This is a genomic window from uncultured Paracoccus sp. (genome assembly GCF_947496875.1).
Taxonomy (GTDB): domain Bacteria; phylum Pseudomonadota; class Alphaproteobacteria; order Rhodobacterales; family Rhodobacteraceae; genus Paracoccus.
Map to the genome: position 1 here is coordinate 137,666 of NZ_CANMEH010000010.1, position 12,787 is coordinate 150,452.

The following is a 12,787-nucleotide window of genomic DNA, read 5'->3' on the forward strand; positions in this document are numbered from 1 at the left end:
ATGCCAGCCCGGCCGGTGATCGAGGCAGAGCGGGGCACGGAACGCCCGGCGGGGGAGGATAGCGCCGGGGGCGGCATTCTGGTCCGCGACGTCACTGTCACCTATCGCAACGGCCACACGGCGCTGCGCAACGCCAGCTTTGCCCTGCCGACCGGGACCATCACAGCACTGGTCGGGGTGAACGGGGCCGGCAAGTCGACGCTGTTCAAGGCGATCATGGGATTCGTGCCGCTCGCCCGGGGCGACATCCGCCTGCTTGGCCAGACGGTGCGCGAGGCGCTGCGCCGCAACCTGATCGCGTATGTGCCGCAGGCGGAAGAGGTCGACTGGTCCTTTCCGGTCCTCGTCGAGGACGTGGTGATGATGGGCCGGTACGGACATATGGGATTCTTGCGCCGCCCGCGCGCACCCGACCGCGCAGCGGTGGACAGCGCGCTGTCGCGGGTCGGCATGTCGGACTTCCGGCACCGCCAGATCGGCGAGCTTTCCGGAGGGCAGAAGAAGCGCGTCTTCCTGGCCCGGGCGCTGGCCCAGGACAGCCGCGTGATCCTGCTCGACGAGCCTTTTACCGGCATCGACGTGAACACCGAGGAGCAGATCACCCGGCTCCTGGGCGATCTGCGCGACGAGGGGCGGGTGATGCTGGTCAGCACGCATAATCTCGGCTCGGTGCCGGAATTCTGCGACCGGGCGGTGCTGGTCAAGGGCACGGTTCTCGCCTCCGGCCCGATCCAGACGACATTTACCCGCGCAAATCTGGAGCGCGCCTTCGGTGGCGTGCTGCGCCATTTTACGCTGGGCGGCCAGGCGCTCCACGACGACGACGACGGCCGCATGGTCACCATCCTGACCGACGACGAGCGCCCACTCGTGCAGTACGGTGGTGCGATGCAGCGCGCCGGGAACCGCGAATGAGCGTGCTGCTGGAACCATTCGCCTATGCCTACATGACCAACGCAATGTGGGTCTCGGCGCTGGTCGGCGGGGTCTGCGCCTTCCTGTCCTGCTATCTGATGCTCAAGGGGTGGTCGCTGATCGGCGATGCGCTGTCCCACTCTGTCGTGCCGGGCGTTGCCGGCGCCTACATGCTTGGCCTGCCTTTTGCGCTCGGCGCTTTTCTGGCCGGTGGTCTCGCGGCCGCGTCGATGCTGTTCCTGTCGGAGCGCTCGGGCCTCAAGGTCGACGTGGTGATCGGCATCATCTTCACCGCTTTCTTCGGTCTCGGGCTGTTCATGGTCTCGATCAACCCCATCGCGGTCTCGGTCGACACGATCACCATGGGCAACATCCTGGCGATCACGCCGGGCGACACGCTGCAACTCGTCATCATCGGGGTCGTTTCGCTGAGCGTGCTGGCGCTGAAATGGAAGGATCTGATGGCGGTGTTCTTCGACGAGAGCCATGCGCGTTCAATCGGGCTGCGGCCGGGAGTCCTCAAGGCGGTGTTCTTCGTGCTGCTCTCGGCCTCGGTCGTGGCGGCAATGCAGACGGTCGGGGCGTTCCTGGTCATCGCCATGGTGGTGACGCCGGGCGCCACCGCCTATCTGCTCTGCGACCGGTTCCCGCGGCTGATCCTCGTCTCGGTGGCGATCGGCACGCTGACCAGCTTTGTCGGCGCCTATCTGAGCTATTTCCTCGACGGTGCGACCGGCGGGATCATTGTCGTGCTGCAAACGCTGATCTTTCTTGCGGCCTTTGTCTGGGCTCCGAAGCACGGCTATCGCGCGGCCCGCGCGAAGGCGCGCGCGGCACTGCTCGCACCGCCAGAGCAGGCCTCCGGGTGACCGCGACGCTCCTGCTGCCCTTTCAGTTCGACTTCATGCGCAGCGCCTTCCTGATCGCCGCGATGATCGCGGTGCCGACGGCGCTGCTGTCCTGCTTCCTCGTGCTCAAGGGATGGGCGCTGATGGGGGACGCCGTCAGCCACGCGGTCCTGCCCGGCGTGGTGCTCGCCCACGTGAGCGGCCTGCCGCTGGTGATCGGCGCCTTTCTGGCCGGCATGATCACGGCGCTCGCGACCGGGTTCCTGTCGTCCAACAGCCGGGTCAAGCAGGACACGGTGATGGGCGTCGTGTTCTCGGGCATGTTCGGCCTCGGCATCGTGCTGTTCGTGGCGATCCCGACCAACATGCACCTGGACCACATTCTCTATGGCAACCTTCTGGGCATCGGGCCTGGCGATCTGTGGATGGCCGCCGCGATCTCGGTTCTGGTCAGCGGCGCCCTGCTGCTGCAGTGGCGCGACCTTGTGCTGCACGCCTTCGATCCGGCGCAGGCACAGGCCTCCGGACTGCGCGTGGGCTGGCTGCATTACGGGCTCTTGACGGCGCTGTCGGTCACCATCGTGGCCACGATGGTGGCCACCGGACTGATCCTGGCCGTGGGGCTGCTGATCGCGCCTGGTGCGATCGGTTTCCTGCTTGCCCGCCGCTTCGCGCACATGATGCTGATCGCTGTGGCCGCCTGCGTGAGCGCCATGCTGAGCGGGGTCTATGCCAGCTTCTTCCTCGACAGCGCGCCGGCACCCACGGTGATCCTGGTGCTTACCGCAATCTTCGCGGCAGCCCTTGCACGCCGGGGCTTTCGAATCAGGCAGGCGAGACTGGTTGACCCCTGAGCACTGCGGCGCGCCCGCGCACAGGATACTTCGACGACTGGAGGGACTGGGCGACGCTCCCGCGAAAGAGGGATCGTCGCCGTGGCAGACCTCGGACGAGAATGGCAGGCAGCGCCAGCGGCGGTGTCACCCGAGTCCCGTTGAGCGCCAACTTACGCACTTGACCCACGCCTCGTTCGGATCCGAGCGTAACATAGACGGGAATCTTGAGCCTCTCCGCGTCAACAACGCGCGCCAAGGACTCGGGACAGGCTATGGCTAGGTTTTTGGGGTGAAGTTCGCCAAAGACCATCTGGATAACGGTTGCGGCAACCGGACCAGGATCGTGCCCGTGGCGACGCTCACTTGGGTGGAGATACCTACCCCGCCCAGCAGGACACTCAGCGACTGACCGACCAGAGGCGAGGCCAACGAAGCCAACGAGCGGACCGGTGACGGTGATGCGAGTTGCACCACCGGCAGCATGAAGCTGGTGCGCCGCGTCACCGACAGGGCCCGCGCTTCCCGGCTTGGCTTGCGATCCGGTCTCACAAAATCATTGCAGCAGCCGCGCACGCAGCCGTGGATCGGGCGTCGCGCAGATGTCGGTCTTGCCGAAGAGGTAGCGGTTGCGTGCGATCCGACGATAGAGCCACTCCCGGCCCGGTCGGGGGGACACGCATCAAGCCAAGCAGACGTCCCGGACCGCCAACCGCTGCGCCGATCCGGATGATCGCTTCCATGCCTGACCAGGCGCGCCCGTTCTCGAGGTACAGCCATGTTTCGGGGTCATTGGGCTCCAGCCCGTAGTGCCGCGACAGGGCGGTGCCAAGCGCCGACTGGGTGGGGCAGATGCTAAAACTGGGTGGGGCAGATGCTAAATGGGTTCGCGCGGTCGAAGCGCGAGATAAGCCGCGCGCCCGATGCGCAGAGCACGCATTCGCCGTCCATCACGGCGATCGGCCCCGTGTCAGGGAAATCAGGCACCGCTGGGTCATCGCGGTACGAATGGGGCGGGCGCCGGCGAGGTTCAGCCATTGGGGAAGCGTCGCGCCGATCAGCTGAGATGTAAAGGCGGCGTTGTGGCTCACGTCCTCGCAGGGCTCGACCGCGGCGGCTGTATTCCTCCATCGATGAACTGGCAAACTGGGTGCAAATAATACGCGAGGCGTCCCGCTCGTCCGTGTTGAGATGTTGCTCTACGGCCGTTGGCGATGTCACCGACGACCACGATCTTCCTCAACAACAGAAAGAACCTTGGGCGGCAGTACGCGTTGGCGATGCGGCGCCTGAGTGATCGTGATTACCTCGCTGACGGGAACCTGCGCTAGCGAAAGCCGATATCGAAGGTTCCGTTTTCAGCTCCTTCTTGCTTGCTCAAGAGACCTGACGCGCAAGGCGTATCCGCAGGTCAACAATCCCCTAATGCGCCGTCGTGAATGTGCCGACTTTCTGCTATGATCGAATGATGCACGGGAGAAACGCATGAACGAACATGCCGCAAGCCTTCGAGAGCGCCAGGACCCCTTGCGCAAACGATACCGCGACGCGCCCGACGAGGCCCGCATTACCGACCACGCCATCGCCTCCAGCCCCGGCGCTGATCCGTTCCATGGCAGCGTCGCCGCCGGTGAGGGCGCGCCTTTCGCTTTCGGCATCCACCGAGCGGTTGGCGGCGATCACGACCTGCCCAATCCGGGCGATCTCCTGTGCGCAGCACTCGCCGCATGCCTCGATTCCACGCTGCGCATGATCGCAGCCCGGATGGCGGTCAATCTCGAAACCTTGGAGGTAACGGCAACCGCATTTGCAGATGTGCGTGGCTGCCTAATGGTGGATCCATCCATCCCCGCAGGCTTTGAACGCATCGAACTCGAGGTCCGCTTCGGAGCGGGGACCGGCACCGATCCCGCGCAACTCGAGGCGCTCACCGCCAATGCCGAGCGGTGCTGCGTCGTCCTGCAGACGCTCCGCGCGGGCATTCCCATCACGACGAAATTCAGCGCCCCGGCGCTCGACGCCCGCGACGGGTAATCGGTGAAGAACTGCGCTCGCATTTTGTGGTATGCAATTCTCCAGTTCGACTGGCCAAGGCTCCCTGCCGGGGATCACGACATCGAGGACGTGCGCGCCTGGGCCGGGCTGGGTCGATGACCGGCATTGACCACAACGCGGCGCTTGTCGAGCAGGTCCGGGCCCTGCTGTCGAACCGGGGCGCGGATGCACCCTGCCTCACCTACCAGGCGCTGGCCGCGGTGCTTGGCCTGACACCCCCCGGCACCATCCAGCGGATCGCTGCAGCGCTGGAGCAGACCATGCGCGAGGATGTCGTCGCAGGCCGCCCCATGATCGCGGCGCTGGTCGTCAGCCGTGCGGATGGCCTGCCCCGGCGCGGTTTTTTTGATCTCGCGGTCGCTCTGGGCCGCTTTCCAGCCGACCCCGGCGGCCATCGGGCGGCGTGGCAGGCGGAATGTGCCGCGGTGCTCGGGCAGGTGGACGCGGAGGGAACGTGACCTTGGGTACGCGACCCGCGAAGGAGATGACCAGGTCTGGCGAAGGGAACTGGTTTTTGGTTCGCCTGTGCGGCAACGGTCCAGTTGCGCATACACGCGGCAAACAAACCGATGAACTGTGGCTCTCGTGAAGCGGGGGCCCCCGAGACGTCTCCTCCATACTCGATTGGTTGGAGACCCGCTCCGGCAAGGCGCAGGATCATGGCATCTTTCGTCTAGGCACCAGCACCAGTCCGCCCAGACCAGATGCGAAGATCACCGCAAGGCCGAGTAGCGCCAGCGGTTCTGGCCAGTCTCCGAAGACGAGAAAGCCGATCAGGGTGGCGACGATCAGCTGGAAATAGATCAGTGGCGCGGACACGGTGGCCGGCGTGGTCCGGTTCACGACCACCAGGAGATAGTTGCCGAAGGCCGAGGCGAGCGAGCTGACGATCAGCAAGGCCCAGATCCGCAGGTCGGCGCTTGCCGGAATGCCGGCAAGGCCCGCAGGCAGCAGCAGTATCGCCCCGATGACCAGTTGCGAGGCCAGCAGGAAGGCCGGCGGGTGAAAGGGTGCCAGCCAGCGGGTCGCGGTAAGGTAAGAGCCGTAGAACCCGCCGGCCATCAGCGCGAAGAGCATGCCGGTTCCCATCTCGCCGCCCGGCCGGACCACCAGCAGCACGCCGCCAAATCCCAGCGCCAGCATCGCCGTGCGCGCCCAGGAGACCCGTTCGCGCAGCAGCAGGGCCGAAAGCGCATAGGCCACGACCGGGCCGATGAAGAACGCGCCGAAGACGTTTGCGATGGGCTCGGTCCTGAGCGCGGTCATGATCGAGCCGATGCCGCCGACGATCAGTGCCGCCCGCAGGATCAGCCGCCAGTCAAGCAGGTCGCGCAGGTTGGAGCGCCGCAAGCCCAGCGACCAGGCGAGCAGCAGCGCGGCCAGGACGAAACGCGACCATGCCACGAACAGCGGCCGCACCCCTGCCTCCGTCAGCAGCTTGCCGGCCGTATCGCCGCAGACGATCGCCGTTGTGGCGAGGGCAACAAGGCCGAGAACCGCCAAGGGCGCAGGGGTGTGCATCCGCAATTTCCTTTAGCTGGATGAGCGTGCCCACTTGTCAGGGCGCGAGCCCGTTCAGAGCCCCCGCGCCCCATTGCATCTGCAAGCCACCACCCAGCTGAAGGGCCAGAGCGTCGGCGCTGTTGGTTCCGACATAGAGGACATCGGTCGCGGCCGGCTTTGGGAGCGTGTCGAGCCGCACAGCGAAGACGGCGAGCCGCCCGGCGCAGCCGGAGGCGTCGTGCAGCCGCCCAGCATCCGCATTGAAGCGGCCCGGCGTCGCAGCATCCACATCGCGCACCCGCTCCACATAGTCGTGATCCGAGGCCGCGCCCGCCTCAGGATCCACGTCCTCGGGCCGGATCTCACCCTCGTCGAGGCGGCGCAGGATAGTTTCCGGATCGTTGCCGAGCCGCAACCCGAGATTGTTGACGAGCCGGAGTGTGCCGTCCGCCGCCAGCCGCGCGAACAGCGCGAGTTCGGTGTATGCTGGGCCCCGCTGCACCAGCGCGCCGCCCGGCTGCGCGGAGATGCCGAGTTCGCGCAGCCCCGCGCAACTATCGTGGTAGATCGCCGTCGCGTTCAGTTGTCTGCCCTGCGGCCGGTAGTCCATGACATCGACCAGGAAGCTGGTGATCTCGTGCGTCTTCGCGGCATGCGCGACTGCGCGGGCGGCCCATTTCGGGTCGCCCGCCAGCAGGTCCGGGTAGCCGTGCACCATGGTGCCCGCGCAGGAGCCCGAGGGCAGCACGACATAGTCGCAGTCCTCGAACGCCGCGACCGTCTGCCGGGCCAGGCGGGCGGTGTCGGCGTCGTCGCCACTGTTGAAGGCGGGCTGACCGCAGCAAGTCTGCTGACGCGGCACCTCGACGATGCACCCGGCCTCTTCCAGCAACTGGATCGCGGCGAACCCGATTCCGGGGCGGATGGCGTCGACGAGGCAGGTGACGAACAGACCCACCCGCGGATTCGGTTTTGCGGACATATCGGTCTCAGCCCATTACAACGACAGGCGCGCGACCGCGGTTCTGCGCCATGAGGAACAGCACCCCGAGCGGCCACAGGACGGCCGCGATCCACCACATGTTGAAGCCTCCAGCCAGGAATGCAAACCCGAGCAGCCCCCCCCTGAACGATGTAGTAGGTCATCGGGATCAGAGTCATGCGAATGATCTCGCCCTCGCGGTTCACCAGTCCGACGGTTGCGGACGCAGCCACCACGTTGTGCACGCAGATCATGTTGCCCGCCGCGCCGCCAATGGCCTGCAGCGCCACCACGGTGCTCGCGCCCGTCGCGCCCAGCCCGATCTGTTCGGCGGTCGAGAACTGAAACAGCGAGAACATCATGTTGCTGATGGTGTTCGATCCCGCGACGAACGCGCCCATCGACCCGATCAGAGGTGCGAACATCGGCCAGGCGCTTCCTACCGCGGCCGAGACGCCTTCGGCCAGGACGATCGGCATGCTGGCCAGTGTGTCCGAGGCCAAGTTGATGAACACCTGCACCATCGGCACGGCAAGCAGCAGGGCAGGCGCGGCCGAGATCATGTTCGAGCCGGACGAATTCAGCGCCTTGACGTAGTCGCTCCCCCGCATGCCGTGCAGAAAGTAGGTGAAGACCGAAGCGATGATCAGAACCGTTCCCGGCAGATACAGGACCTGAACCCGCGCCGTAATCCCGGAGGCAAACATGTCCTCCAGCGCCATCGTCACCCCGGGCGATGTCAGCCACGCCTTGACGGGCCCAACTGCGCGGGTCAGCACTAGCAGCACAACCACGAGGACATACGGCGCCCACGCCTTGAGCAGGGGCATCAGCCGGTCGCCGGCGCGATGGTCCTCAAGGTCGTCCAGCTTGCCCACCCAGGCGCCGTCCCACTGGCTGCGCGGGGGGAACTCGAAGACCTCCTTGGGAATGAACAGGCCCCGCTGCGCCGCCGGAACGACGATCAGCAGCCCGATGATGCCACCGACCAGGGACGGGAACTCCGGACCGAGGAGCCTGGCAATGATGTAGTAGGGGATGGTGAAGGCGAGCCCGGCGAAGAGCGCGAACTTCCAGATGCGGAAGCCCTCGACGAACGACCGGTTGGCGCCGAAGAAGCGCGTCAGCATGCCCACCAGCAACAGCGGGATCAGGAAGCCGATCAGCCCGTGGAAGGTGGCGACCTTGACGGCGATGGTCATCAGATAGGTCACGAAATCCATTGGGGCGATCGTCGCTTCGGCCAGTGCGCTGCCGGGGCAGCCCGGCGATCCGGCGCTCCTAGCGGCGGTAGTCGAGGCCGAGAAGATACCTCCGAAGGACGTGGTCAACGTCAACGCACTGACCCGCGAATACCTGCTGAACTCGACCTTCGAGAAGAAGGCCGCCAGCACGCAGCCGGAATACAAGCGGATGCTGACCGAACTGGAGGTTAAGTTTGGGAAGCTGCCGATCCGGAAGAAATCGGCCAGGACCCTCCCGTAAAGCCCGCAACCGTCTGTCAGTACTGTCTGCCGTGTTCAGCTACGCCGCGCGCAGGGGGCGCATGGGACAACCCGCTGGCCCGGTTCGAGCGCATCAATTCCGGCGACCGATCTGAGATGATCTGGACGGCCTGCGACATTGCTGCGTTTATGGCGGCCGCGCCTCTGGAACTGCAACAGGTGATGATCCTGGCCCTGCATACCGGCAGCGTTACGGCGACCTGATCCGCCTGCGCTGGTCGGATTATGCCGGAGAAGCGATCAGTCTCAAGCAGAACAAGACCAAGGCGCGGGTCACGATCCCGTATCGCAGGCGCTGTCGAGGATGCTGGACGGTATGGACCGGCGCGGTCCTTATATCCTGACACGCAGCGATGGGCGGCCCTAGTTTACCGAGGGTGATAACAAAGAGCTGGGCAAGCAGTGGTCCGCGCATATGATCGCCTGCGGTCTGCGCCCGGCCGGGTATTCGACGCTGCCCAAGGCTAAGAAGGCCGAGCATCTGCGCTTCAGCGACATGCGCGGAATGGCGGTCACGATGCTGTCCGTGGCGGGCTCTAAGGTTCCGCAGATCGCTTCGATTACAGGGCACACCCTGCAATCAGCGTATCCCCTCCTCGAAGAATATCTGGCGATGACGCCCGCCTTGTCCCAGGTCGCGATCCTCGTCTTGGAGAACAGTCCAGCAACCGCTTTTGCAAACCAACTGCAAACCGGCCCCCAAGGGGCCGTCCACCCCAAGAGTAAAGTTAAAGGAGACTATTAGGATGGATGGCGGACCCGGAGCGATTCGAACGCCCGACCCCCAGATTCGTAGCCTGACAGCTGCCGTTGAATCGAAAGGAAAAATCCTGCAACCGGCGGTCAACTGCGTTGTTTCCAATCAATCGGTTACAAAATCGGTGCAAACCGAAACGGGCTCAGAAAACAAAAACCCCAGTGCGCTGGCGGGCGCAACCGGGGTCGATGTTCAAAGCGTCACTCTCTTTGATTATGTTACCCTAACTCGCCTGCAGGCGGCAAGTGCGTTGGCCGGCGCAATCGCGGCCTGTGATTCGGAAGACCGCATTCCCTTCTTGGAACTGCTGCTGCAAGAACTGCGCCCTGGCTGGCCGCAGGTGCCGTTTCTCTGCGAACTGGTGGAGGAAGCTGGGTTCTGGGCTGATCGGGCGAGCCGGGCGGAACTGAAAGCCTACTGCCTCTCCTGCTATCAGCGGATGCGCCCTGACGATCAGGCCGCCTTCCTCGCCTACGTTCATCAGGGGAGGCGGCGTGATGGGCTTTCATGAAATGGGCGCGCTGGACGCCCGCCACCGCGCGGAACACGGCTACGACCCCGCGCGCCATCTGACCGGCCGCGCCGCGGAGCTCGCGAACGCGCTAATCCCTATGAGCCGGGTTAAGGCGGTGCTGCGGTCCCGCTATCTGGTCAAGGGATGGCTAGATCGCGGGGCCATGTCGGTCGTTTATGGCGAATCCAACGTGGGCAAGACCTTCTTCGCGCTCGACCTGGCTGCCCATGTGGCGGCCGGGTTGGACTGGCACGACCACCGCGTCCCTTCGGGCGAGAAATGGGCGGGTCCAGTTCTCTACATCGCCACCGAGGGCGGCACGGGCATCCGCAACCGCCTCGACGCAATGAGGCGCGATAACCCCGAGCTGGGCGGCGACAACCTGATCCTGCTGCCCGCCGCGCTGGACCTCTGCACGTCCGAGGACAGCCAGTGGGTTGTCGAGATGATCCTGACCAAGCTGCCACAACGCTCGTCGTTGGTGGTGGTCGACACTTTGGCGCGGACGATGGGCAACGGTGACGAGAACACCGCCAAGGACATGGGTCAGTTCGTCCGCAGTATCGATCTGCTGCGCGAGGAAACCGGCGCACATGTCATGGTCATCCATCACAGCGGCAAGGATGCCAGCCGAGGCGCGCGCGGATCAGGCAGCCTGCGCGCGGCGGCGGATACCGAGATCGAACTGAAGCGCAGTGATGTCGTCATCGTGGCAGAGGCCAAGAAGCAGCGGGACATGTCCTGCGACGGCGTGTTCGCCTACCGGCTCAAGAGCGTGTTTCTCGGGATCGATGACGACGGTGATCCTGTGTCATCTGCGGTTGTGGAGCCTGCCGATCCGGTCAGCCGCAAGGCAAAAGCCAAACTTACGGGAACCGACAAGATCGGCATGCATGCGCTTTCCGACGCACTGGCGCAGCATGGCGAGGTCAGGACCGGCGACATGTTCCCGCGTTACCGCCAATGCGTTCCCATTGAACGGTGGCATGAGTTCTGCGACCGGCACAGCCTTTCCAATGGTGAAGGCGATTCCAGCAAGAGAACGGCTTTCCACAAGCTGAAGAAGCGGCTGCAGGACAAGAACCTGATCCGCATCGTGGATGGCTTTGTCTGGCGGGTTCAGCCTGAGGACCGTTCCCTGACACGAGGGAACGCCTTCCTCGAGTGTGGGAACGTCACCCAAGACGCAGCCGCGCAAGGCCAGGGAACGCCTGTCCGGCCGGCAGGTGCTGGCGAGGCAGGCGACCGTTCCCACCGTTCCCAGACCGTTCCCGAGAACGAGGGGAACGCTGGTCATGCTGCCGTTCCCACCGTTCCCGCGCTCTGTAAGAGCGGGAACAAGGGAACGCTGACCCCGCCGGGCAATGATGATGTCCGCAATGTTGTGGAGAAGCCTAGCGTCACGGCGAACGTACCTCGCAAGTTGCGACGGCCATAACCGCCCATACACACTGCTGATCCCTTCATGTGGACCTGACTTATGGAGTCACTCATGACCAACACTTCCCCTCCCAAACAAATGTCTCCCGAGGATCAGAAGAACCTGATCTGCGGAATCCTCACGGACTTCGCCACCGATCCGGACGTGGAGGTTCTTTTCGCTTATCTGCGCCATTGCGGGCTCCCCATCTTAGCCCTGCGATCGGCTGAGGACATCATCCCGGCTTTCCTCGGCCTCTACCGGCTCCGGACGGGCCAATACGACGTCGACCGGGCCTGCGAGGACCTGAGGTGGTGGCCGCCGATCGCCGCGCGCATTGCCGAGCTCGAAGCGGAGGCAAGAACGAAACCAAGCGACATGGAGGCGGGTCGCGGAGCCAGCCCGTCGCAAGTAGGTGCAGCAGCGGAGATTTTGCCAGATGATTTGTGACGGAAAAGCGCGCATCGACATCCGCCGCCTCCGGTGCGGGGACACCGATGCAATCACCGTATGTGGCATCACGCTGCCCGTCGTCCGGACCCCGTGTCACTTCGGCGGTACCCGCCACTGGTTTCTCTGCCGCCAGTGTGAGCGCCGCTGCGTTCTGCTTTATGAGGACGGCTACCTTTGCCGGATCTGCGTCAACGGGCGCTATCGCTCGGAACTGGCTTCGCCGCGTAAGCGTCAGCTGCTCAAGTCTTTCAAGACCCGCGACCGCCTGGGGCAGACCGGATGGGAGGGTCTTCTCGCACCCTTTCCCGGAAAGCCCAAGCACATGCACTGGAGCACGTACCTGAAGATCCGCGCGGCGGCCGAGCAGCACGAACTGGGGTTCCTCCAGGATGAGCTCGCTAAGCTGAAGAAAAGCCGGAATCCATGAAAGGTGATTGTCGGCCGGTGCATTGGCACAGCCCCTTGTCGGAAAAGAGGACCGGGCAGATGTTCCAAGATTCCTTCTCCGGCGCCAGACACCCACGTCTCCGGTTATCCCGCCCATCATGCCACGTGCCGCGCGTTTCGCCGCGAAGCCGCAACGACTGGGAATAGGTGGTGCAGCAGCTGCCAAGCCTGCCACCATGCGGTGGTCGCAGGTGACGACTTCACGGCAGCAGGTGCACAACAGAGGCGTGCCGGTTCCGCAGCAACACAACCCACGCGCAGCTGACGTTCCGAAGCTCCGGTGTGCTACAAGGCAGCTATGTCTGCTGCGTGCGCCCCGGGCCGAAACAAATGCGGCTCTGTCATAGCGTATGCATGACGGCCAAGGCGATGGCGATGGTGATTACGACCCAATGCTGCATTGCCGGTGGCGGTCCCGCCGGCCTCATGCTCGGCTACCTGCTCGCGCGATCAGGGATCGAGGTGATCGTGCTGGAGAGGGTCACGTCCGTCAAGCTGGTGTAATTTCCCGGATGGCCTGAGGGCATGATCAGGCGGCTTTCGTTGTGATGCTGA

15 protein-coding genes and 2 pseudogenes are annotated in these 12,787 nt (G+C 64.7%); 12 read left to right on the forward strand and 5 right to left on the reverse strand.

The genetic code is table 11. The features are described 5' to 3' along the window. Genes Q0938_RS13195 through Q0938_RS13205 form a run of 3 tightly spaced genes read left to right on the forward strand, consistent with a single transcriptional unit; the run spans position 1 to position 2,617 of the window. Positions 1–915 (forward strand): manganese/iron ABC transporter ATP-binding protein, encoded by a 915-nt coding sequence (locus tag Q0938_RS13195; RefSeq protein ID WP_299363094.1) that lies wholly within the window; start codon positions 1–3, stop codon positions 913–915. Next, a complete protein-coding gene (locus tag Q0938_RS13200) occupies positions 912–1,784 on the forward strand; it encodes a metal ABC transporter permease (protein ID WP_299363096.1) in 873 nt (290 codons plus the stop codon). Before Q0938_RS13195 ends, Q0938_RS13200 begins: the two co-directional genes overlap by 4 nt. After that, positions 1,781–2,617: a metal ABC transporter permease gene (locus tag Q0938_RS13205; RefSeq protein WP_299363098.1), complete on the forward strand. Its 837-nt coding sequence runs from the start codon at positions 1,781–1,783 to the stop codon at positions 2,615–2,617. Before Q0938_RS13200 ends, Q0938_RS13205 begins: the two co-directional genes overlap by 4 nt. 527 nt (positions 2,618–3,144) lie before the next feature. On the opposite strand, the gene Q0938_RS19425 is transcribed toward Q0938_RS13205, so the two are convergent. Further along, positions 3,145–3,450 carry a DCC1-like thiol-disulfide oxidoreductase family protein gene (locus tag Q0938_RS19425; RefSeq protein ID WP_366942758.1) on the reverse strand — a complete coding sequence of 102 codons (306 nt, stop codon included), beginning with the start codon at positions 3,448–3,450 and terminating at the stop codon, positions 3,145–3,147. A 631-nt stretch (positions 3,451–4,081) separates the two neighbouring features. Here Q0938_RS19425 and Q0938_RS13215 point away from each other — a divergent pair. After that, complete coding sequence (locus Q0938_RS13215) at positions 4,082–4,630, forward strand: OsmC family protein (RefSeq protein ID WP_299363100.1); 549 nt, start codon at positions 4,082–4,084, stop codon at positions 4,628–4,630. A gap of 116 nt (positions 4,631–4,746) precedes the next feature. Further along, on the forward strand, positions 4,747–5,109 hold the full coding sequence (locus Q0938_RS13220) for a hypothetical protein (protein ID WP_299363102.1): 363 nt from the start codon (positions 4,747–4,749) through the stop codon (positions 5,107–5,109). Positions 5,110–5,308: 199 nt separating this feature from the next. Here the strand turns inward: Q0938_RS13220 and Q0938_RS13225 are convergent, their stop codons facing one another. The 4 genes and pseudogenes from Q0938_RS13225 to Q0938_RS13240 form a co-directional block, all read right to left on the reverse strand. Then, the gene (locus tag Q0938_RS13225; protein WP_299363103.1) at positions 5,309–6,172 is read right to left on the reverse strand and encodes a DMT family transporter; all 864 of its coding nucleotides are present in this window, start codon (positions 6,170–6,172) and stop codon (positions 5,309–5,311) included. Between the two features lie 37 nt (positions 6,173–6,209). Next, complete coding sequence (locus Q0938_RS19430; protein ID WP_366942759.1) at positions 6,210–6,764, reverse strand: hypothetical protein; 555 nt, start codon at positions 6,762–6,764, stop codon at positions 6,210–6,212. 165 nt (positions 6,765–6,929) lie between these two features. Then, positions 6,930–7,136 (reverse strand): annotated as a pseudogene (locus tag Q0938_RS13235) ((Fe-S)-binding protein); the annotation flags it as partial. A 206-nt stretch (positions 7,137–7,342) separates the two neighbouring features. Further along, positions 7,343–8,530: pseudogene (locus Q0938_RS13240) on the reverse strand (L-lactate permease); the annotation flags it as partial. On the opposite strand from Q0938_RS13240, the gene Q0938_RS13245 reads away from it, so the two are divergent. The 7 genes from Q0938_RS13245 (at position 8,460) to Q0938_RS13275 (ending at position 12,736) form a co-directional block, all read left to right on the forward strand. Beyond that, a complete protein-coding gene (locus tag Q0938_RS13245) occupies positions 8,460–8,621 on the forward strand; it encodes a hypothetical protein (protein WP_299363133.1) in 162 nt (53 codons plus the stop codon). The pseudogene Q0938_RS13240 and the gene Q0938_RS13245 sit on opposite strands and share 71 nt — an antisense overlap. A 435-nt stretch (positions 8,622–9,056) precedes the next feature. Continuing rightward, on the forward strand, positions 9,057–9,386 hold the full coding sequence (locus Q0938_RS13250) for a hypothetical protein (protein ID WP_299363105.1): 330 nt from the start codon (positions 9,057–9,059) through the stop codon (positions 9,384–9,386). Position 9,387: 1 nt separating this feature from the next. Continuing rightward, positions 9,388–9,909: a hypothetical protein gene (locus Q0938_RS13255; protein WP_299363107.1), complete on the forward strand. Its 522-nt coding sequence runs from the start codon at positions 9,388–9,390 to the stop codon at positions 9,907–9,909. Continuing rightward, the gene (locus tag Q0938_RS13260; protein ID WP_299363109.1) at positions 9,896–11,350 is read left to right on the forward strand and encodes a helicase RepA family protein; all 1,455 of its coding nucleotides are present in this window, start codon (positions 9,896–9,898) and stop codon (positions 11,348–11,350) included. Before Q0938_RS13255 ends, Q0938_RS13260 begins: the two co-directional genes overlap by 14 nt. Before the next feature lie 54 nt (positions 11,351–11,404). Then, a complete protein-coding gene (locus Q0938_RS13265) occupies positions 11,405–11,782 on the forward strand; it encodes a hypothetical protein (protein WP_299363111.1) in 378 nt (125 codons plus the stop codon). Continuing rightward, positions 11,772–12,212: a hypothetical protein gene (locus Q0938_RS13270; protein ID WP_299363113.1), complete on the forward strand. Its 441-nt coding sequence runs from the start codon at positions 11,772–11,774 to the stop codon at positions 12,210–12,212. Before Q0938_RS13265 ends, Q0938_RS13270 begins: the two co-directional genes overlap by 11 nt. Positions 12,213–12,607: 395 nt before the next feature. Then, positions 12,608–12,736, forward strand: coding sequence for an FAD-dependent monooxygenase (locus Q0938_RS13275; protein ID WP_299363115.1), 129 nt, complete (start codon positions 12,608–12,610; stop codon positions 12,734–12,736). Positions 12,737–12,787: the final 51 nt, after the last annotated feature.

Excerpts from the sequence above, each read along its gene's own strand:
- Q0938_RS13250 (WP_299363105.1), top strand. The coding sequence starts at position 9,057 with ATGATCGCCTGCGGTCTGCGCCCGGCCGGGTATTCGACGCTGCCCAAG.
- Q0938_RS13225 (WP_299363103.1), bottom strand. The coding sequence starts at position 6,172 with ATGCACACCCCTGCGCCCTTGGCGGTTCTCGGCCTTGTTGCCCTCGCC.
- Q0938_RS13220 (WP_299363102.1), top strand. The coding sequence starts at position 4,747 with ATGACCGGCATTGACCACAACGCGGCGCTTGTCGAGCAGGTCCGGGCC.
- Q0938_RS13265 (WP_299363111.1), top strand. The coding sequence starts at position 11,405 with ATGACCAACACTTCCCCTCCCAAACAAATGTCTCCCGAGGATCAGAAG.
- Q0938_RS13275 (WP_299363115.1), top strand. The coding sequence starts at position 12,608 with ATGGTGATTACGACCCAATGCTGCATTGCCGGTGGCGGTCCCGCCGGC.
- Q0938_RS13195 (WP_299363094.1), top strand. The coding sequence starts at position 1 with ATGCCAGCCCGGCCGGTGATCGAGGCAGAGCGGGGCACGGAACGCCCG.
- Q0938_RS13200 (WP_299363096.1), top strand. The coding sequence starts at position 912 with ATGAGCGTGCTGCTGGAACCATTCGCCTATGCCTACATGACCAACGCA.
- Q0938_RS19430 (WP_366942759.1), bottom strand. The coding sequence starts at position 6,764 with ATGGACTACCGGCCGCAGGGCAGACAACTGAACGCGACGGCGATCTAC.
- Q0938_RS13255 (WP_299363107.1), top strand. The coding sequence starts at position 9,388 with ATGGATGGCGGACCCGGAGCGATTCGAACGCCCGACCCCCAGATTCGT.
- Q0938_RS13215 (WP_299363100.1), top strand. The coding sequence starts at position 4,082 with ATGAACGAACATGCCGCAAGCCTTCGAGAGCGCCAGGACCCCTTGCGC.
- Q0938_RS13270 (WP_299363113.1), top strand. The coding sequence starts at position 11,772 with ATGATTTGTGACGGAAAAGCGCGCATCGACATCCGCCGCCTCCGGTGC.
- Q0938_RS13260 (WP_299363109.1), top strand. The coding sequence starts at position 9,896 with ATGGGCTTTCATGAAATGGGCGCGCTGGACGCCCGCCACCGCGCGGAA.